Origin of the sequence: Halomarina rubra (genome assembly GCF_023699475.1) — an archaeon.
GTDB lineage: Archaea > Halobacteriota > Halobacteria > Halobacteriales > Haloarculaceae > Halomarina > Halomarina rubra.
The window spans coordinates 130,351-148,788 of sequence record NZ_JALXFV010000003.1; the positions used below are offsets into that span (position 1 = coordinate 130,351).

The following is an 18,438-nucleotide window of genomic DNA, read 5'->3' on the forward strand; positions in this document are numbered from 1 at the left end:
AGCCGCGACTCAGCGCGTTTCGGCCACGACGAGCGCGACGATGGCCACGAGCGCCAGTGCCAGCGCGACGGTCCCCGCGTCGGCCGGAATCGTCGCGGCAGGACCGACGACGTAGGCGGTGAGCATCGCGACGACCACCGCACCGACGCCGACGAGGGCGCTGGCGGTGCCGTGGGCGAGCACGCCCTCGCGGCCGTCCGCGGTCGGCAGTTCGCGACCGAGCGTCGTCGCGTACTCGCCGCCGTCCCAGACGAGCACGACGCCGACGAACCCGACGAACACGACGAACGCGGCAGCCCCGAGGTCGGCGGCGAACAGCACCGCGACGCCGAGGAGGCCCGCGGCGACGCTGTAGCCCGACACCAGCGGCGGACCCCCCGGACCGGCGCTGACGACGAGGACGTCCCAGGCGACGAACACGCCGAGCAGGGCGATGACGAGTGCGACGGCCACCAGCCCGATCGTCCCGAACCCGTTGGCCAGCGGGACGACGGGAGCGGTCGTCGACGACGGGAGTAAGTAGAGCAAGACACCACCGACGACGGGGGCGACGACCGCACCCGCAGCGTCGGCGGCCGTCCCGGTCGGGTCCTCGCCGGCGACCCCGACGACGAACCGCTGGAGCGCGCGGCCGGCGAGGACGAACGAGCAGAGCAGGCACGCACCGAACAGGAGTGCGAACACCGCGCCGGACTGGAGTACCAGCGAGAGGGCGGTGCCGAGCACCGACAGCTGGTCGACCACCCAGTCGAGCAGTCTGGGCGCGAGCAACACGAGGTAGAGCTGACCGACGAAGACGATAGCGAGCCACCGCGGAGCCGCCCGGATATCCTCGAAGGACAGCCCGGTCGACGCGAGGTGACGCGGCGGGACGGCGTCGCGGTTCGGGAGCCAGCCGTCGAGCACCCGCATCGTCGGAGGCAGCAACACCAACAGCGCGAGCGCGACGAGTTCGATGGCGACCAGCGCGACGAACACCGTCGTCGTGACGATGTCGAACAGTCCGACGAGCAGGTCACGGGTGAACCGGACCGTCGCCGGCCGCGCGAGCAGCGACAGACAGGCGACGACGACGAGTGTCAGCACCGACGTCTGGAGGACGGCCCCGAACCGAGCGTCGGTAGCCGGACGGGGTGCGAGCGAGACGCCCAGCGTCACGACCGCGAGTCCGCCAGCGGCGACGACCGCCGTCTGGCCGGGCGGGTGCGTGTAGCCGACGCCCAGCGCGAGCATCCCGAGACCGCAGACCGACGCGACGCTCACCAGCGCGCGACGGCGGGGAGCGGCGGTGGCGCTCCACAGCCCCCACGAGAGGCCGAACGCGCCGACGACGGCGAGTACCGCCTGCAGTCCGACCCCGACGGCGGACCCCAGACCGACCGCGAGCAGCGCCGCGACCGCGAGCGTGAGACGCGACCCGAAGCGGTTGGGTCGGCCACGGTCGACGCTCACGCCGACCACCGCCGTTGGGCGCGGGCCATCGCAATCGCGAGCGCGTCGTCGGGCGTCCACTCGACGAGACGGACGCCCGCCTGTCGAAGCGCGTCGACGCGCTTCGAACGGGCGATACGGGCGATGTCCCCACCGGTCGTCTCCGGGGTCATGTCCGGCGTGACGACCGTCACCGCGTGACCGCGGGCGGCGAGCGTCTTCACCATCTCGACGGCCCGGTCGTCGGTCAGAGGGGTACAGACGACGACGCGCGAGCGGTCGTCGAGGTGCCCACAGAGTCGGTCGACACCGTTACGACAGACGTTCCGGAGGATGCCCGACCGGTGAGCCAGCGCCGCGGGGTCGCTCAGGAACCGGGTGAGGCGGGCACGCTGTTCGCGACCGGTCGCGGGTTTCGCGTAGCTCCCCGTCCCGAGCGAGGCGACGCCGACGCGGTCGTTCTCGTCGAGCAGGGCGTCGGCGAGGCGACCGGCCGCGTGACGCGCGAGCGCCGCGCCGGTCTCCCCCTCCGGCTCGCGAGCGACCCGGGCGACGTCCCGGTCGTCGACGACGAGGACGACGCTCGTCGCCTCCTCCTCGCGGAACGAGATGGTCGACAGTTCGTTCGTCCGCGCGTAGCGCTTCCAGTCGATGCGGCTCATCGGGTCGCCGCGAGCGTACTGACGCGTGCTGTAGAACTCGACGCCCTCGCCGCCGTCGTCGGTGACGGTCTGGCCGGGGTACGGCAGCGTCCGACCGTGGAGCGCGGGCGCGTCGAGCGACGTGTCGACGTGCAGCGCCGTCGAGACGGCGGCCGCGACCTCCCGACGGACCGTGCCGCTGGCGTTGCGGGCGACGAGTCGTGGCCCGGAGAAGGCGTAGTCACCGCGCTGTGCCTCCAGTTCGTAGGTGAGGACGGTCGTCTCCTCGGCGCGCAGACTGACGCAGGCGCGTCGCTCCCCGTCGACGACGGGCAGCGCTTCGGGCGCGCCGTCGACGATGCGGAGGTCCGCGATCGGTCGGTCGCCGGTGTTCGTCACCGCGAGGGTGACGCCGACGGTATCGCCGGGCAACGGCGCGGCCGCCGACACCGTCCGCTCGACCTCCACGTCGAGCGGCGGCGCACGCGTCACGTAGCCGTACGCGGCGTAGGCGATACCGACGAGGCTCCCGAGGAACACCATCGGCAACCCGAAGCCGACGCCGGCAGCCCCGGCGAACAGCGCGAGCGCGAGGCCGGCCGACCAGCGGTCGGTGTTTCGCGTCTCGACGGCCACCTCGCGCGAGGCGACGACGCGGTCGGTCGAGGCGTCTCTCCGGTCGGTCCCGTCGGTGTCGGTGGCGTGCTCCTCCGACGCCTCCTCGACGGGCGTCTCGGGGGCCGACCCCTCGCGTTCGATGGTGGCGCTCATCGCTCACCTCCGTCCGCACGGATGCGAACGCGGGCGGTCCGCTCACCGCCGCGACTCGACTGCCGGGCGAGACGCGGTTCGGGGGGGCGGACCCGGTCGGAACGGGCGGCGAGTTCGGCGACGACCGCCCGAGCGTGCCGGGGGAACCGCTCGCCGCGGAGCCACTCTTCGAGGCGGGTCCGGAGCGGCAGAATCACCTCGCCGTCGGCGGCGAGGAAGGCGGCCGTGACCTGGTCGTCGGTCCACGTCCCGTGTTCGACACGGTGGCGGGCGACCGACTCCGACCAACCCTCGGTCTCGGTGAGGACGTACACCGCCGCCTCGGTGAGCCGACCGACGACGATCTGTCGGGCCTGGAGCCGTTCCCAGGTGTTGCCGTCGGCGTACCCGTCGAGCGCCTCGTCGATGGTGTTGCCGAGCGGGTCCTCCCGGTCGGCGACCGGGCTCTCGTCCTCGACGTCGAGTTCCTCGGTGACCCCCGACGGGGTGAGACGGAGCGCGAACAGCAGCCCGAGCACGCCGGCGAACACCGCCGCGATGGAGACGACCGGGCGAGCGGTGTCGGCGAGGCTCGTACTCACGGCGAACCGGTCGGGAGCGACGACGACGAGTCCCGCCAGTGCGAGCGTGAGGACGGCGACGGCGGTGAGGACCGTCCGGGCGTCGAGGAGCGCGCTGAGCGCGCCGAGACGACGACTCAGGCTCACGCGTCGTCACCTCCGTCCTCGTCGTCCTCGTCGAGGGCGTCGTAGGCGTCGAGGGCGTCGCCGAACCGCTCCTCGCCGCTCCGGCCGCCGTAGCGGACCTCGCGGAACAGGCGCGTGAGCGTGCCGACCGACCGAGCGGGGAGGCCGCGACGGACCGCTCGTCGGGCGTACTGCCCCGGCGTGGCGGCGTTTCGGTTGCGTATCGGGACGCGGTCGGTCATCTCCGCCCACGCCTCCTCGACGGAGAGCGGGCCGAGGTCCTCCGCGAGCGACTCCTCTTCGGTCGTGGTCGTCGCGTCGGTCGTCGAACCGTCGCGGATGGTCTGACCGCCGAGCGAGGAGGCCGCCCCCGGCAGCGCGCCGAGCGCGCGTCCGAAGCCGGTCGCGATACCCCCCAGTCCGGCCGCGAAAGCCGTTGGGACCGCAGTGAGCGTCAGCGCCATCGCGCGCGCCGCGCCGCGACCGACGTTGACGACGGCCGACCCGGCCGCACCGAGCACCGTCGCAGTGTCGTCGAGCAGTCGCGGGAGCGTCGCCCCCACGCCGACGACGAACCCCATCGTCGCCTGCGGGATGGCCGCGAGCGCGTTCCGGACGAACGCGGGCGGGAGGTCCGGGAGCGAGGGGTGGACGAACCAGAACCCGCGCCGCCGGTAGCCGAGGCGTCTGAGGCTCAGTCCGAGCACCAGGAACAGGCCGCCGAAGACGGCGAGGACGGGCACGAGGAGCAGCGACTCCCCGCCCGACCCGTCGTGCCTGTCACCGCCGGAGTCGGCGGCGGCCGGCGTCTCCGTCGGTGTCGCCGTCGGCGTGGCCGTCGGTGTCGGCGTCGGTTCGCCGGGGGCGTTCTCGTCGCTCTGTCCGTTCGGGTCGTCGGTCGGGTCCTCCACGTCCGCGGGTTGGCCGTCTGCGGGTCCGGACACGGCCGCGTCACCGGCCGGGCCGGTCCACGACCCGGACGGATAACTGCCGAATCCGACCGCTGGGAACAGCGAGGCGGCCAGAATCACCGCGATAGCACACAGCGCGAGGAGGGCTGCGCGGCGGGGTGCGTACACGGTTTCGGTCTTATTTTCCGGGAAATATATCAGTTTCGCGTCCGAAGATTCCTGCATGTCAGCCCTCCCACCCCGCGACCGAGCGCTCACGCGACGGATGGTGACGACGCTCGCCGCCGTCCTCGTCGTCGACGCCCTCACCGTCAGCGTCCTCGCCCTGCTCGTCCGGCCGTGGCTCGCACCGCTCGGGGGTGCGCTCGGAACCGTACTCGGCGTCACGGTGCCGCCGGCGCTCGCGTGGCTGGCGCTCGGTCTCCCGGCGCTGGCCGCGTTCGTCTGGCTCCAGGTCCGCTACACTCGGCGCAAGACGCTGGCGGCCGTCGACGCCACGGTCGTCGGCCCGCGTGACCGCCCCGCCCTCCACGCGCGACTCACCCGACTGGCCGCACAGGCCGACGTGCGCGTCCCCCGTCTCGCCGTCGTCGACAGCGAGACACCCAACAGCTTCGCCGTCGGTGGGCCCCGCGAGTCGACCGTCGTCGTCTCGACGGGGCTGCTCGACGCGCTCGACGACGCACAACTCGACGCCGTGTTGGCCCACGAACTCGCCCACGTGAAGAACCGCGACGCGGCGGTGATGACGCTCGCGTCGTTCCTCCCCGCGGTCGCCCGCGGCGAGTACTCGCTACTGGACGCCGTCACTCCCCGTGGACTCTCGCGGTCGGCGACGTTCCTCGTCATCACCGCGCTGGTCGGCGTCGGTGCGGTCGCGGCGTCGGCCACCGGTGCGCCCGGTGGGTCGCTCGCCGGGGCCGCCGTCCTCACTGGGTTCGTCGTCCTGTTCGGTGGCGTCCTGCTCGGACTGGCGGCCGCGCCGGTCGTCTACCTCAGCGAACGCCTCGCCCACGACCGGGAGTTCTCGGCGGACCGAGCGGGTGCGCTCGCCGTCGGGAGTCCGGCCGCCCTCGCCGGTGCGCTCCGGACGCTTGACGCGGTCGAGACGCCGACCGGCGACGCCCGTGCGGTCGCCGTCGAGGGGCTCTGCTTGCTCCCCCACGGGTTCGGCGGCGAGGCGACCGACGCCGCGACGACGACCCACCCCACGACGGCCGCCCGCGTCGAACGCCTGAAGGAGCTGTCGGCGGCGGTCGACCGGCGGTGAGCGTCGGCCCGAGCGCACGCGGTCCGCCCGGTCGCTCCGCACTGCCGGGGTCGACTCCCGCCGACGGAACGCTTACCCGCCACAGTCGCCTGGTTTCGCCATGAGCAATCGCCGGGCGGCGGCCGTCCTCGCGGCGGTGGTCCTCGCCGCCCTCGCCGTCGCCGCCTACGCCCTCTACCCCGCGCTGTCGCTCGCCGTGGTCGGCCCCCCCTCCGACTACGAGCGGACGACCGTCACCGCCTACGACGACGGCGGCGAGCGCCTCGGCAGCGTCGAGGTCCGGGTCGCCGACGACCGCGTGAAACGTTACGCGGGGCTGAGCTACACCGAGAACCTGAGCGCGGACGAAGGGATGTGGTTCGTCCACGACGACACCGCCTCGCGGACGTTCGTCATGCGCGGGATGTCGTTCGACATCGACATCGTGTTCGTCGGCGCGAACGGCACGGTCACCGCGATTCACCACGCCGAGGCACCCGCAGAGGGCGTCGACGGCGACACCCTCCGGTACGGCGGGACGGGCCGGTACGTCCTCGAACTCCCCGCCGAGTGGACGACGCGCCACGGCGTGGAAGTGGGCGACTGTCTGGACGCGGCGGGCTACGAGACGACCTGCGCGCGGTGAGCGGGCGCGAGGGCGACGGTCCGGTGGTCCGGCGCTGATAGCCGCCGACAGTTCGACACTCCAGCCGCCGACCGCCGAGCGGCGCTGGCCCGTGTCAACACGGGTCGAACGAAGTGCTGTCGTTCGGTTTGCCAACCCTTTTCAGTCCTGAACAACTATTCAGTTTCCAATGGGCATCACCGCAGACGACGACGACCCGTTCGAGGAACAACGGGAGAACGCGGAGAACCCGATGCGTCGCCTCTTCTTCGAGTACGGCGCGGAGAACCGCTTCGCGTTCGTCGTGGGCCTCCTCTCCAGTATCACGGCCCGCGTCCTCGACTTGCTCCCCATCGTCCTCCTCACGGTCGCCATCGACTCCATCTTCAACGACACCCGCGCGTTCTCGCTGCTGTTCGTCCCGCAGTCGTGGATACCGGCCACCGAACAGGGCCAACTGCTCCTCTCGGTCGGTCTCATCGCCGCGGCGTTCTTCGGCGGTGCGGCGTTCCACTGGACCCGAAACTGGGGGTGGAACTCCTTCGCACAGCACATCCAACACGACGTCCGTACCGACACCTACGACAAGATGCAGCGGTTGAACATGGACTTCTTCGCCGAGAAACAGACCGGCGAGATGATGTCCATCCTCTCGAACGACGTCAACCGCCTCGAACGGTTCCTCAACGACGGGATGAACTCGGCGTTCCGACTCGGCGTGATGGTCGTCGGCATCGCCGGCATCCTGCTGTACTGGAACTGGCAGCTCGCAGTCATCACGCTCTCGGTGGTGCCCCTCATCGGCTTCTTCACCTACAAGTTCATCCAGGCCATCCAGCCGAAGTACGCCGACGTCCGCTCGTCGGTCGGGAACATGAACTCCCGGCTGGAGAACAACCTCGGCGGGGTGCAGGTCATCAAGACCTCGAACACCGAGAACTTCGAGTCCGACCGCGTCGACGACGTGTCTCAGGACTACTTCGACGCCAACTGGGACGCCATCGGCACCCGTATCAAGTTCTTCCCCAGCCTCAGGGTGATGGCCGGCATCGGCTTCGTCAGCACGTTCCTCGTCGGTGGCTGGTGGGTGCTCACCTACGAGCAGACCGGCGCGGCCCCGTGGATATTCTCGGGCAGTCTGAGCTCCGGCGAGTTCGTCGGGTTCGTGCTGTTCACCCAGCGGTTCATCTGGCCGATGGCGCAGTTCGGCCAGATCATCAACATGTACCAGCGCGCCTACGCCTCCAGTTCGCGCATCTTCGGGCTGATGGACGAACCCTCGCGCATCGTCGAGGACCCCGACGCCGACGAGTTGGTCGTCGGCGACGGCGAGGTCGTCTACGACGACGTGACGTTCGGCTACGACGAGGACGAGACCATCGTCGAGGACGTCTCGTTCCACGTCGACGGCGGCGAGACGCTCGCGCTCGTCGGCCCGACCGGTGCGGGGAAGTCCACGGTCCTGAAACTCCTGCTCCGGATGTACGACGTCGACGAGGGAGCCATCACCATCGACGACCAGGACCTCCGCGACGTCACCATCCCGAGCCTCCGGCAGAACATCGGCTACGTCAGCCAGGACACGTTCCTGTTCTACGGGAGCGTCGAGGAGAACATCGCCTACGGGACGTTCGACGCCAGCCGCGAGGAGGTCGTCGAGGCCGCCGAGGCCGCCGAGGCCCACGAGTTCATCGAGAACCTCCCGGAGGGCTACGACACCGAGGTCGGCGAACGCGGCGTCAAGCTCTCGGGGGGCCAGCGCCAGCGCCTCTCAATCGCGCGGGCCATCCTCAAGGACCCCGAGATACTCGTCCTCGACGAGGCCACCAGCGACGTCGACACCGAGACGGAGATGCTCATCCAGCGCTCGCTCGACCGTCTGACCGAGAACCGTACCACCTTCAGCATCGCCCATCGCCTCTCGACCATCAAGGACGCCGACCAGATCGTCGTCCTCGAAGACGGGACGATAGCCGAACGGGGCAGCCACGAGGAACTGCTCGGCAACGACGACCTCTACGCCCACCTCTGGGGCGTGCAGGCCGGCGAGATAGACGAACTCCCCGAGGAGTTCATCGAGCGCGCCCAGCGCCGACAGGCACGGACGAGCGGCGACGACGACTAACGACCGTTTTCTTCGTCGGGGTCGCTTCACGTGGCGGCGAAGCCGCCACGGCATGCGGTCGCGGGCCAACGGCCCGCAATCCGCGCGACCCGCTCCTCGAAAACCGTCGATGAAAAAGGCCGCTCGGAGCGCGTCGCGCTCCTCCCGGTGAACCGCGCTCGCTTCGCTCGCGCGGACGTTCACCACGGCCCGTCTCGCCGAGGTGTCGAAGAAACGACCGACGAACGGCGGGCTTCGTCACGACCCTCTGGCTCCCAGTCGCAGTCTGCCGGGCGCACGTTCATCTCCTCGGCGGCGAAACAGAGTGTACGACTCGCGGAGCAACTCGGCCGATTTTGAGGCTCACCTCCGGCAGTCCCCGAGCCGAACCAGGAGACATCCATGGACCCAGAGCTAACGTTCTCTCCGGAGGACACAGGGAAAGAGGTCGTAACGGCAGCCGGCGACGTCGTCGGCACCGTGACCGAGACGGACGAGACCACGGCGACGGTCGCCCCCCACGAGGCCATCAGCCCCGAGTTGCTGGAGCAACTCGGCTGGGACGCGACCGAACGAGAGACGTACGTCCTCACCGCGGACGACGTGAGCGGCATCACCGAGGACACGATTCAGGTCGGTGGCACGAGCTGGTCGCAGTGACCGCCCTGACCAGTCTCGGCGGCGTCCTCGCGCAACTCGGCGGGACCGGGGAGTTCCTGTGGCTCGCCGTCGTCTTCCTCGTCGTCGCCATCGTCGCGGGCCTGTTCGGGTTCCGCGGCGTGGCGGGACTGTCGATGGGGGCGGCGCGGCTGCTCGTCCTCGTGTTCATCGTCCTCGCCGTCCTCGCGTTCCTCCTCTGAGGGACGCGCCCACCGATTTCTCGACCGACTTACAGCGACTCCTCGTCCGCCTCCTGCCCGCTGCCCTCCTCGGTGCCGCGGTCGGAGTAGTCCTCGCGCCCGATGGCATCCTCGGGGAGCATCGTCATCACGGCCTCGCGGAGCGCCTCAGCGTCCCGAATCTCGTCGTCCTCGTAGCCCTCAAGCACCTCGCCGAGGGTCATCTCGCCCTCCTGCAGGTCGAGGGTCGCGTCGCCGTACTCCTCGGTCAGTTCGTCGGTCGAGACGGGGTAGTCGACGTCTTCGGGGTCGAAGTCCTCGAACGTCACCCCGTGGGTGCGGTCGTCGCTCATCGCTCGCTCCGAGACGCGCCCACCTCAAAGCGCTGTGGCCTGCCCGTTCCGGCCGTGGTGGTGCGAGGGAGACGGGAGTCACCGGACCGGGTCGCCCACCCGATTGAAGGCGTCTCGCGCGGAGCGAAGCGTATGGACCTCGCCGCCCGCACCTGGACGGACGTTGCAGCCAGCGCCCCGACGCTGGCGCTGCTCCCCGTCGGGAGCACCGAACAACACGGCCCGCACGCCCCGCTGGGGACCGACCACCTCGCGGCCGCCGCCGTCGCAGAGACGGCCGCCGAACGCTACGAAGAACAGGCCGACGAGGCGGTGGTCGTCGCTCCCACGATTCCCGTCGGCGTCTCCGAGGAACACCGCGGGTTCGCCGGGACGCTCTGGGTGAGCGAGGACACCTTCCGCGCGTACGTCGCCGAGGTCGTCGAGAGCCTCGCCCACCACGGGGTCGAGGACGTGGTCGTCGTCAACGGGCACGGCGGGAACGTCGCCGCCCTGCGGGAAGTCTGCGGGCGACTCACCCGCGACGACGTGGCCTACACCCTGCCGTTCACCTGGTTCGACGCGGTGTCGAGCGACCTCCCGATGGGCCACGCCGGGGCGAGAGAGACCGCACTCCTCAGACACGTCGTCCCCGAGTTGGTCCGAGAAGAGCGCGTCGCGGACGCCCGGAGCGAGGCCGCCGACCGCTGGGGCGAGTGGGTCGCGGGTGTCAACCTCGCGTACGACACCGACGCGTTCACCGAGAACGGCGTCGTCGGCGACCCGGACGCGGGCGACGACAGCGACGGCGAGGCGCTCCTGAGCGGGGCGGCGGGGGCGCTGTGTGAACTGCTGGCGGCGATGGACGAGCGCTGAGTCGGTCGGTTACTCCTCGTCTTCCTCGTCGGCGTCGTCCGCCTCCGCGTCCTCGGCGTCCGCTTCCTCGTCGGCGTCGCTCTCGTCGTCAGTCGCCTCGCTCTCCTCGTGCAGGTCTTCGAGCTGACCGCGCAGCGGCGGGATGGTGCTCGCGAGGTCGCCGACCTGCTCGCGGGCGGCGACGATCTCCTCCATCACCTCGGTGAGCGACTCCAGGTCCTCCTCCAGGTCCTCGGCGTCCTCGAACGCGTCGGCGCGCTGGCCCATCGTGTACCACTTGCGGGCGTCTCGGAGGTGCTGTTCGGCGTCGCCCACGTCGAGCGCACCACGGAGGGCGTTGAGCACGCCGAGGGTGTTCTCGGCTTCGACGTCCCAGATGGCCTCGGGGGCGGGGAGTTCCGCGCGGGCGGCGTCGAGGTGTTTCTCGACGTCGGCGCGCATCTCGCTTGCGGCCTCGCCGAACAGTTCGTCGTCGTCGAGAGCGGACTGGCTCATGGCACGGGGTTTGCTAGCGGCCTGTATAAATACCCGCCCGAAACTGAAAGTGAAACCCGCCGTCTCGAACCGGTTCGACCCCGTCCACGGTTCGCCGGCCGTCGTCGATTGCCGCGACGTCGCGAGGCCACGCCGTCACGGACGCGCTCCGTCGCCCCCTACCGTTCGACGACGTCGACGACCCGCATCAGCGGGTAGCCCTCTTCCATCGCCATCTCGGTGTGGACGACCTGGTCCTCGTACTCGATGCGCATCCGGACCTCCATGTACTCGCCCGTCAGTTCGGTGTAGTCGTGGGTCGTGTCGAGTTCGTCGGCGAGGATGTCGACCGAACAGTCCGCACAGAACGGCTGGTTCTCGATGGCCTCCTCCATCGCCACCGCGAGGCTGTCGGCACTGGCGGGGCTGACGGGCGTGCCGGCGAACTGGTGGTACAGCGTGCCGAACTTGATGCCCGCCTCGAAACAGGCGGCTTCGGCGTCCGTGGGGTCCATGAACGGGGATTCGTCGCTCGCGGTAAAAGACCGACGAGTCGCGCCGCACGGGGCGCTGGCGAGGAAGCGGCGCGAGCGGGAACCTGCCGCCGAAACGGCCGGTCGATACGCCAACGTCCAACACGCAACCGGTTTAGGTCCGAATCACTTTCCTCCCCCATGGACTACGAGTCATCACTCGACCGGGCGATGGAGAACGTCCCGGACATCGACTCCAGCGGCGAGCGCCTCTCCGTCCCCGACGCGCAGGCCCAGAAGGACGGCGCGTTCACCCGACTGACCAACCTCGACGACGTCGCCGACACGCTCTCCCGAGAGACCGAGCACGTCCACCGGTTCGTCCAGCGCGAACTCGGGACCAACGGCAAACTCGAGGAGGGCGTCGGTCGCTACAACGGGTCGTTCAGCGGCTCTGACTTCGACGCCGCCATCGAGGCGTACGTCGAGACGTACGTCATCTGCGGGGAGTGTGGCCTCCCCGACACCCGCCTCGTCACCGAGGACCGCACGCCGATGCTGCGCTGTGACGCCTGTGGTGCGTTCCGCCCCGTCTCGAAACAGCGCCGCTCCAGCCAGCAACAACAGCAGCGCGACGCCATCGAGGAGGGCCAGACCTACACCCTCGAGATCACCTCGACGGGCCGCAAGGGCGACGGCGTCGCCGAACGCGGCGAGTACACCGTCTTCGTCCCCGGCGCACAGGAGGGCGACATCGTCGAGGCGTACATCAACAACGTCTCCGGGTCGCTCGCGTTCGCTCGTCTCGAGTCCAAGCAGGACTGAGCACGCACCGGTCGAACGCGTCTGCGGTCTGCGAACCGACGGTTCTCTCGATTTCTCACGCGCCGAGTCACGCGAGCGGCCGGAACGACCTTCGACGTTCGGCCGGTAGACTCGGTCGTGAGCCGATTCCACGCGGTGCTGTTCGACATGGACGGCGTCCTCGTCGACTCCGAACCCCACTGGAACCGCTTCTGGCGCGAGGAGGTGTTCGCCGACGCCGAACGCGGCACCCCCTCGCTCGACGAGGTGACGGGGCGTAACTACCGCGAGAGCCTCGCCGAAATCGCTGAGCGGTACGGCCTCCCCGAGTCCGTCGACCACTACGCCGCCCGGTTCGACGAAGCGTCGGTCGAGGTCTACGGAGAGACCGTCGAACTGACGCCGGGCATCCACGACCTGTTCGACGAGATTCGAGCGCGTGACCTGCGACTCGCCATCGTCTCCTCCGCGCCCCACGACTGGATTCGGACCGTCGTCGACCGCTTCGACCTCGGACCGCTCGACACCGTCGTCAGTGCCGAGGACCTCGACGGCCCCGGCAAACCCGCCCCCGGCATCTACGAGCGAGCGGCGGCGGACCTCGGCGTCGACCCCGCCGACTGCGTCGTCGTCGAGGACTCCGTCGCCGGCGTCCGTGCCGCGGCGACCGCGGGCGCGACCGTCGTCCGGTTCAAACGCAGCGAGACCGTGCCGGCCATCGACGGCGTCGACGTCCTCGCCGAGACGCCCGGCGACCTCCGCGAGACGGTGCTCGGCCTGCTGGACGGCGAGTGAGTGTCGCTGGCTCTCGCTCACTGCGCTCGCTCCACAGAACCGCACGAAACTCGCTTCGCTCGTTTCGTTAGCTCTCCTTCGGTCGCTCTGCTCTCTCAGGAGAATCGCGTGAGACTCACTGCGTTCGTCTCACTGATTCCACGTCGCTCGGTCGCTTCGCTCACTCGCTCCGTGGAACCGCGCCTTTCATCACACCCAGACGCCACTCGTTCAGTACATGGCGCGGGTCTTACTCACGGGGGCGGCCGGGCGGGTCGGCACCGCCATCCTCGGCGGTATCGGCGAGGACCACGAGTGGCGACTGCTCGACCGTGACCCACCGACCGGCGACCTCGCCGACTACGAGTACTACGTCGCCGACATCACCGACGAGGCCGCCCTCCAGACCGCGACGGAGGACATCGACGTCGTCCTCCACCTCGCGGGCGACCCCCGTCCCGAAGCCCCATGGGACTCCGTGCTCACCAACAACATCGACGGCACCCACGCCGTCTACCAGGCCGCCGTCGAGAGCGGCGTCGAGAAGGTCGTGTTCGCCTCCTCGAACCACGCCGTCGGCGCGTACGAGACCGACCGCAAACCCCACATCTACCGCACCGGGAGCGACTACCGCCTCGACGGCACCGAACTCCCCCGCCCGAAGAACGTCTACGGCGTCTCGAAGGCCGCCGGCGAGACCCTCGGCCGCTACTACCACGACATGCACGGTCTCTCGGTGGTCAACATCCGTATCGGCAACCTGACGAAGGGCCACCCGCCCATCGACTACGAACGCGGCCAGGCGATGTGGCTCTCCTACCGTGACTGCGCACACCTGTTCGACCGCTGTATCCGCGCCGACTACGGCTACGAGATCGTCTACGGCATCTCCGACAACGACCGCAAGTACTACTCCATCGACCGAGCGCGTGACGTGTTGGGTTATCAACCGCAGGACAACTCCGCCGATCACGACGACTGAGCGGTCATTTTACAGAGACCGAGCCAGCGTATCCAACTCTGATCTTCGAGGGTCGTGTTTCGTAGCCCTACACACCATAGAGGGTGGTCGCTGTCTTCCGTCGGTTCACCCGTAGGGTGTTGCATGGGAATCTGACCCTTACGGTGCCGACAAGCTTGAGGCACACTGTGACCGGCGGTCGGAGGAGTGAGGTGGAGCAGCGATGGGGGTATCTCGAAGAGTTGTAGCCGGGGTTTGTAGGACGGCTTGTCTTGCCTTTGAGTCACTGTGTCGGTGAGAATGAAGCTCACCGAGAGGCTTTGGAAACGTCAGGGAACAAGACTTCGCAATGCTTGCTGGTTTTGTTAGACAGAGAGCGTGAGTCTACCACCCCCCTCACGAGTGACGCCAGATTCCGTTGAACAGCGTTGGAAGCACGAAACCGACACCGAACACCGCCACGAGTACCAACGCCTCGCTATTAGCGGACTCCGTTGCTGGGCACCACGCTGTAAGGCCGAGACACACGAACGTAATCGCAATCTTCGTCTCAATGCCCAACAACGGGTGCGAGTCGAAGCTCTGAATTCTACCTTTGGGCTACGGAATTGACACTGCGAGCCAATACCAGTCCTTTTCCCCTGTAGGCGTCTTCGTTTACTATGTCCTCTTTTCTTGCCCCGTTGGCAGACCAGGGTCTGGTCTCGGCGGTGACTGTCGACATGCTCGTCGTCTTCGTCCTCATTCTCGTCGCACTCGTGCTGTTCGCGACCGAGTGGTTCCCTATCGACGTCACCGCCATCTTCGTGATGGTGCTGTTGATGGTGCTCGAACCCTGGACACAGATCTCTGCGCGGGAGGGCATCTCGGGGTTCGCGAGTCCGGCGACCATCACGGTGCTGGCGATGCTCATTCTGAGCACGGGTATCAACCGGACCGGCATCGTCCAACTGCTCGGTCGGAAGATGGCTGCGTTCGCTGGCAGCAGTCGGCCCAAGCAACTCGCAGCGACCATCGGCATCACCGGTCCCATCTCGGGACTCATCAACAACACGCCGGTCGTCGCCATCCTCGTCCCGGTCATCAACGACCTCGCACATAACGGCAAGACCTCGCCGTCGAAACTCCTCATGCCGCTCTCGTTCGCCTCGATGCTCGGGGGGACGCTGACGCTCATCGGCACCTCCACCAACATCCTCGCGAGCGATATCGCCGCCCAACTCGGAGCGGAGTCACCGGAACTCGAGCTCCAGGCGTTCGGCATGTTCGAGTTCACCCAACTCGGTGTCGTCGTCTTCGCGGTGGGGAGCCTCTACCTGATGACCGTCGGTGTTCGACTCCTCCCGAGACGGATCGCCGCAAACGAGGACCTCGTCGAGGAGTACGCCCTGCAGGAGTACCTCGCGGACGTCAGCGTCCCCGCGAACTCCTCGCTCATCGGGCAGACCGTCGGAGAGGCACTCGGAGACGACGACCTCGACATCGACGTGCTGCAGCTGATTCGCTACGGTGAGCGCTTCTCCGAACCGCTCGCGCGAAAAGAGATCCGGGAGGGCGACACGCTCCGACTCAGGACGAACCGGGAGACGCTCGAACAGATCATGGATACGGAAGGGCTCGCCCTGTCGGGCAGTCCACGGAGCGAAGACGACCTCCATCCGGGGGAGGAAGAACCGGTTCTCGTCGAGGTCGTCATCCCCTCGGGGTCGTTTCTGGTCGGCGAAACTCTCACGAGTTCGGCCTTCCGACAGCGCTACGACGCGAACGTCCTCGCCTTCCGGACCCGTGGAGACGTCGTCCGAGACCGATTCGAGGACATCCGTATCCGGGTCGGTGACACACTCCTGGTGCAGGCCCCACCCGACAGTCTCACCCGACTTGTCGAGAACGAGGACTTCATCGTCGCCCACGAGTTCGACGAGGTGACCTACCGGAGCGAGAAGATCCCGTTCGCAGTGGCGATCATCGTCGGGGTCGTCGCACTCCCGGCGCTGAACGTCCTGCCTATCGTCGTCTCCGCGCTAGCAGGGGTCGTCGCGATGGTCTTCACCGGCGTCCTGAAACCGACCGAACTCTACTCGTCGGTCGAGTGGAACGTCATCTTCCTCCTCGCTGGTGTCATCCCGCTCGGAATCGCCCTCCAGCAGACGGGCGCTGCGGCACTGCTCGGGGATGCCGTCGCCTCGACAGCGGCGTTCTTGCCAGTCATCGGGGTTCTCTGGGTGTTCTACGTCGCGACCGGCCTGTTGACGAGCGTCATCAGCAACAACGCGAGCGTCGTGTTGATGATTCCCGTCGCGGCCAGTGCGGCTCAGTCCATCGACGCAAGCGCCTTCGCGTTCGTCCTCGCCGTGACGTTCGCCGCCTCAACGGCGTTCATGACGCCCGTCGGCTATCAGACGAACCTGTTCGTCTACGGGCCTGGTGGCTATCGATTCTCGGATTTCATCCGCGTCGGTGCTCCCTTACAGTTCCTGCTGTCGATAGTCACCGTCCTCGGAATTGCGTTCTTCTGGGGCCTCAGCGCGTGATGCAGGGGGTAGCACAGTTAGCGAAACTGCCCACGGACGGCCACGAACGGTCGTGTGTCAAACCGAGTCCGGCTGACAGGGGCGAAGGTGTCCCGAACTCGGGCCGCTCGTGTTCTCGTCGTCGTTCGCCTCACTGCTCCGTTATGAAGTGAGGGTCGTTCATCGTCACCAGATGGACTCGCTCCCTCGGAATGTACGTATACTCGTCGTCGCCGTGGTGGACCTGCCAGTGGTCTTCTCGATAGTTCAGCTGGTCGTCGTCGACCTCTTCTGAGACTGTGCCTTCGACGCCCTGGTAGACAATTGTTGCCATACTGGGAAGTGAGTGCCCGACGTGTATAACAAAGCGGTCTACACTGGGATGAGTAGTGAACAGGGGCGTTCTGCACGCCAACTGGGGTGTTCTTGCTCTGCGTCACCGTACGAACGTTGATTGGCCTGGCCAGCCTTCCGACACTATGGCAGAATTTCCAGACGAGCGTCAACTCGTCCTTCGTGCGCGCTCCCAGATGGAACAGTGGACGAGAAACGCCCGGAACGAGGCATACGCTGAACTGTTCGAAGGTGACGATCCCATCCTCACCGAGGAGGAACTCCGACAACTTGACGCCCTCGACTCCGAACTGGAGCGCAACGGCGGTGATGGTGTCTGGGGAACGGACCAGTACGGGATCCACACGGCTGGTACATCGAGTACTGATACCTCCCTTGGAGTGGTCTGTGTCTACCACCCACAGATCACCAGAGACACTGTCCTTCGCGGGCAGGGCGGACTCGACGACGAGACCGAAGAGCGACTCAACGCAGCGCTCTGGCGGTACAGCGAACGGGTTGCGACGCTCGTCGAAGTAGAACTCGACGAGTTCGTCCGCCAAACGCGTCACTAATCGAGTCTCGACAGGGATGGGGACGACGGATGCGATTGCTCAGCGGTGTATCAGTCCCAGAATCCGATTCCGAACGTCGTCGGCGGAGACGTACGTTTGGTCGTCCGTCGGGGCGAGTATTTCTCTGAGAGATTTCATCCCGTCCTGCGTTTCGACTGCGTGGTCGCCGTGGACTTCGACCAACTCGTTCGTCGTAACTGGATACTCCTGCGTGTCGAGTGCGTCATCTAAGTTACCAAGCCGCCCTTTCGAGTCGCCGGGCATCGCTTTGTCTTCGTGGGCGTAATCACGCACCTCCTCTCGGTCCCGATTTGGCTGGCGTTGGTCATCATCGCCCGCTCGTCGGTCTCGTTGTCGTTTGCCTTTGGTCATTCTGCTCAATACGGGCTCGACTTGAATAACGGTCTAGGCGGTTCTCGGAGTAACTCCCTCACATCCGACTGACCGCCGATGTGGACCACCCCGATTCAATCGAGTTTCGCCGAGAGACCCACAGTACGGCACTCACAACTGCGCCACTCCGAGTTGGTGTGAGGGGACTCTCTGGCGGCGATTTCCGGGGTTGTTCAGTTATCGCGCGTGAGTCTATCGCTGCACCACGTCCGGTCAGGGACGGGAAAATCGCGGTGGGCATTCGTCGACCTGCCGTGAGCGACTGCGCTCCATTTACATGGTTGTGAGAGGGTTCGGTCGGCGGAGGGAGCACGAAGGGGGAACCGATCAACGATGGATTAGTCCTAGGACCCGGCTTCGAACGTCGTCGGCGGAGTAGTACGTCTGGTCGTCTGTCGAGGCGAACACCTCCTCGAGCGACGCCTCCCCGTTCTGCGTTTCGACGTCGTAGCCGCCGTATCGCTCGACCAACTCGTTCGTCGTAGAGGGGTATGCGTGGTTCTCGAGTGCTTCATCGAGGTCACCGAGCTGCCCAGTGGGGTCGTCGCGCAACGGTTCGGCTTCATCGGCACGGCTACGGGCTTCTTCTACTTCCCGCTCTTGCTGGCGTCGTTCCTCGTCATCCGCTTGTTTCTCTCGGCCCCGTTTGTTATCTCCCATCCTTAACTCTGGGAGG

At 67.6% G+C, this 18,438-nt stretch carries 22 protein-coding genes; 11 read left to right on the forward strand and 11 right to left on the reverse strand.

What is annotated here, in order from left to right; translation table 11 throughout:
• Positions 1 to 9: 9 nt before the first annotated feature.
• Genes M1L36_RS05865 through M1L36_RS21550 form a run of 4 tightly spaced genes read right to left on the reverse strand, consistent with a single transcriptional unit; the run spans position 10 to position 4,608 of the window.
• The gene (locus tag M1L36_RS05865) at positions 10 to 1,452 is read right to left on the reverse strand and encodes a hypothetical protein (protein ID WP_250872793.1); all 1,443 of its coding nucleotides are present in this window, start codon (positions 1,450 to 1,452) and stop codon (positions 10 to 12) included.
• On the reverse strand, positions 1,449 to 2,843 hold the full coding sequence (locus M1L36_RS05870; protein WP_250872794.1) for a DUF58 domain-containing protein: 1,395 nt from the start codon (positions 2,841 to 2,843) through the stop codon (positions 1,449 to 1,451). The genes M1L36_RS05865 and M1L36_RS05870 overlap by 4 nt, the downstream gene beginning before the upstream one ends.
• Positions 2,840 to 3,550 carry a DUF7269 family protein gene (locus M1L36_RS05875; RefSeq protein ID WP_250872795.1) on the reverse strand — a complete coding sequence of 237 codons (711 nt, stop codon included), beginning with the start codon at positions 3,548 to 3,550 and terminating at the stop codon, positions 2,840 to 2,842. Before M1L36_RS05875 ends, M1L36_RS05870 begins: the two co-directional genes overlap by 4 nt.
• Positions 3,547 to 4,608, reverse strand: coding sequence for a DUF4129 domain-containing protein (locus tag M1L36_RS21550; protein ID WP_250872796.1), 1,062 nt, complete (start codon positions 4,606 to 4,608; stop codon positions 3,547 to 3,549). The genes M1L36_RS05875 and M1L36_RS21550 overlap by 4 nt, the downstream gene beginning before the upstream one ends.
• A gap of 55 nt (positions 4,609 to 4,663) precedes the next feature.
• On the opposite strand from M1L36_RS21550, the gene M1L36_RS05885 reads away from it, so the two are divergent.
• The 5 genes from M1L36_RS05885 (at position 4,664) to M1L36_RS05905 (ending at position 9,278) form a co-directional block, all read left to right on the forward strand.
• A complete protein-coding gene (locus M1L36_RS05885; protein WP_250872797.1) occupies positions 4,664 to 5,710 on the forward strand; it encodes a M48 family metalloprotease in 1,047 nt (348 codons plus the stop codon).
• Positions 5,711 to 5,810: 100 nt separating this feature from the next.
• Entirely contained in the window at positions 5,811 to 6,335 is a 525-nt protein-coding gene (locus tag M1L36_RS21315) for a DUF192 domain-containing protein (RefSeq protein WP_305794363.1), read from the forward strand.
• 169 nt (positions 6,336 to 6,504) lie between these two features.
• Positions 6,505 to 8,439 (forward strand): ABC transporter ATP-binding protein, encoded by a 1,935-nt coding sequence (locus M1L36_RS05895; RefSeq protein WP_250872798.1) that lies wholly within the window; start codon positions 6,505 to 6,507, stop codon positions 8,437 to 8,439.
• A 381-nt stretch (positions 8,440 to 8,820) separates the two neighbouring features.
• On the forward strand, positions 8,821 to 9,078 hold the full coding sequence (locus tag M1L36_RS05900) for a DUF8593 domain-containing protein (protein WP_250872799.1): 258 nt from the start codon (positions 8,821 to 8,823) through the stop codon (positions 9,076 to 9,078).
• On the forward strand, positions 9,075 to 9,278 hold the full coding sequence (locus tag M1L36_RS05905; RefSeq protein ID WP_250872800.1) for a DUF1328 domain-containing protein: 204 nt from the start codon (positions 9,075 to 9,077) through the stop codon (positions 9,276 to 9,278). The genes M1L36_RS05900 and M1L36_RS05905 overlap by 4 nt, the downstream gene beginning before the upstream one ends.
• 29 nt (positions 9,279 to 9,307) lie before the next feature.
• On the opposite strand, the gene M1L36_RS05910 is transcribed toward M1L36_RS05905, so the two are convergent.
• A complete protein-coding gene (locus M1L36_RS05910; protein WP_250872801.1) occupies positions 9,308 to 9,610 on the reverse strand; it encodes a DUF5789 family protein in 303 nt (100 codons plus the stop codon).
• Positions 9,611 to 9,742: 132 nt separating this feature from the next.
• On the opposite strand from M1L36_RS05910, the gene M1L36_RS05915 reads away from it, so the two are divergent.
• Positions 9,743 to 10,465, forward strand: a complete 723-nt coding sequence (locus M1L36_RS05915; protein ID WP_250872802.1) for a creatininase family protein — start codon at positions 9,743 to 9,745, stop codon at positions 10,463 to 10,465.
• A gap of 9 nt (positions 10,466 to 10,474) precedes the next feature.
• On the opposite strand, the gene M1L36_RS05920 is transcribed toward M1L36_RS05915, so the two are convergent.
• Positions 10,475 to 10,960, reverse strand: a complete 486-nt coding sequence (locus tag M1L36_RS05920) for a DUF5790 family protein (protein WP_250872803.1) — start codon at positions 10,958 to 10,960, stop codon at positions 10,475 to 10,477.
• A 158-nt stretch (positions 10,961 to 11,118) separates the two neighbouring features.
• A complete protein-coding gene (locus M1L36_RS05925) occupies positions 11,119 to 11,454 on the reverse strand; it encodes a dihydroneopterin aldolase family protein (protein ID WP_250872804.1) in 336 nt (111 codons plus the stop codon).
• A gap of 159 nt (positions 11,455 to 11,613) precedes the next feature.
• Between M1L36_RS05925 and M1L36_RS05930 the strand changes: the two genes are divergently transcribed.
• The 3 genes from M1L36_RS05930 (at position 11,614) to azf (ending at position 13,972) form a co-directional block, all read left to right on the forward strand.
• Positions 11,614 to 12,237, forward strand: coding sequence for a translation initiation factor IF-2 subunit beta (locus M1L36_RS05930; protein ID WP_250872805.1), 624 nt, complete (start codon positions 11,614 to 11,616; stop codon positions 12,235 to 12,237).
• Between the two features lie 117 nt (positions 12,238 to 12,354).
• Positions 12,355 to 13,011 carry an HAD family hydrolase gene (locus M1L36_RS05935; RefSeq protein WP_250872806.1) on the forward strand — a complete coding sequence of 219 codons (657 nt, stop codon included), beginning with the start codon at positions 12,355 to 12,357 and terminating at the stop codon, positions 13,009 to 13,011.
• 217 nt (positions 13,012 to 13,228) lie between these two features.
• Positions 13,229 to 13,972 (forward strand): NAD-dependent glucose-6-phosphate dehydrogenase Azf, encoded by a 744-nt coding sequence (azf, locus tag M1L36_RS05940; RefSeq protein WP_250872807.1) that lies wholly within the window; start codon positions 13,229 to 13,231, stop codon positions 13,970 to 13,972.
• A gap of 375 nt (positions 13,973 to 14,347) precedes the next feature.
• On the opposite strand, the gene M1L36_RS21780 is transcribed toward azf, so the two are convergent.
• Entirely contained in the window at positions 14,348 to 14,515 is a 168-nt protein-coding gene (locus tag M1L36_RS21780) for a DUF7987 family protein (RefSeq protein WP_465262086.1), read from the reverse strand.
• Positions 14,516 to 14,673: 158 nt separating this feature from the next.
• On the opposite strand from M1L36_RS21780, the gene M1L36_RS05945 reads away from it, so the two are divergent.
• Entirely contained in the window at positions 14,674 to 16,482 is a 1,809-nt protein-coding gene (locus M1L36_RS05945) for an SLC13 family permease (protein WP_250873444.1), read from the forward strand.
• 130 nt (positions 16,483 to 16,612) lie between these two features.
• Here the strand turns inward: M1L36_RS05945 and M1L36_RS05950 are convergent, their stop codons facing one another.
• Positions 16,613 to 16,795 carry a hypothetical protein gene (locus tag M1L36_RS05950; RefSeq protein ID WP_250872808.1) on the reverse strand — a complete coding sequence of 61 codons (183 nt, stop codon included), beginning with the start codon at positions 16,793 to 16,795 and terminating at the stop codon, positions 16,613 to 16,615.
• A 145-nt stretch (positions 16,796 to 16,940) separates the two neighbouring features.
• Between M1L36_RS05950 and M1L36_RS05955 the strand changes: the two genes are divergently transcribed.
• Positions 16,941 to 17,369: a DUF7539 family protein gene (locus M1L36_RS05955; RefSeq protein WP_250872809.1), complete on the forward strand. Its 429-nt coding sequence runs from the start codon at positions 16,941 to 16,943 to the stop codon at positions 17,367 to 17,369.
• Positions 17,370 to 17,408: 39 nt separating this feature from the next.
• Here M1L36_RS05955 and M1L36_RS05960 read toward each other — a convergent pair whose 3' ends face one another.
• Positions 17,409 to 17,741, reverse strand: a complete 333-nt coding sequence (locus tag M1L36_RS05960; protein WP_250872810.1) for a DUF5789 family protein — start codon at positions 17,739 to 17,741, stop codon at positions 17,409 to 17,411.
• A 348-nt stretch (positions 17,742 to 18,089) separates the two neighbouring features.
• The gene (locus tag M1L36_RS05965) at positions 18,090 to 18,422 is read right to left on the reverse strand and encodes a DUF5789 family protein (protein WP_250872811.1); all 333 of its coding nucleotides are present in this window, start codon (positions 18,420 to 18,422) and stop codon (positions 18,090 to 18,092) included.
• Positions 18,423 to 18,438: the final 16 nt, after the last annotated feature.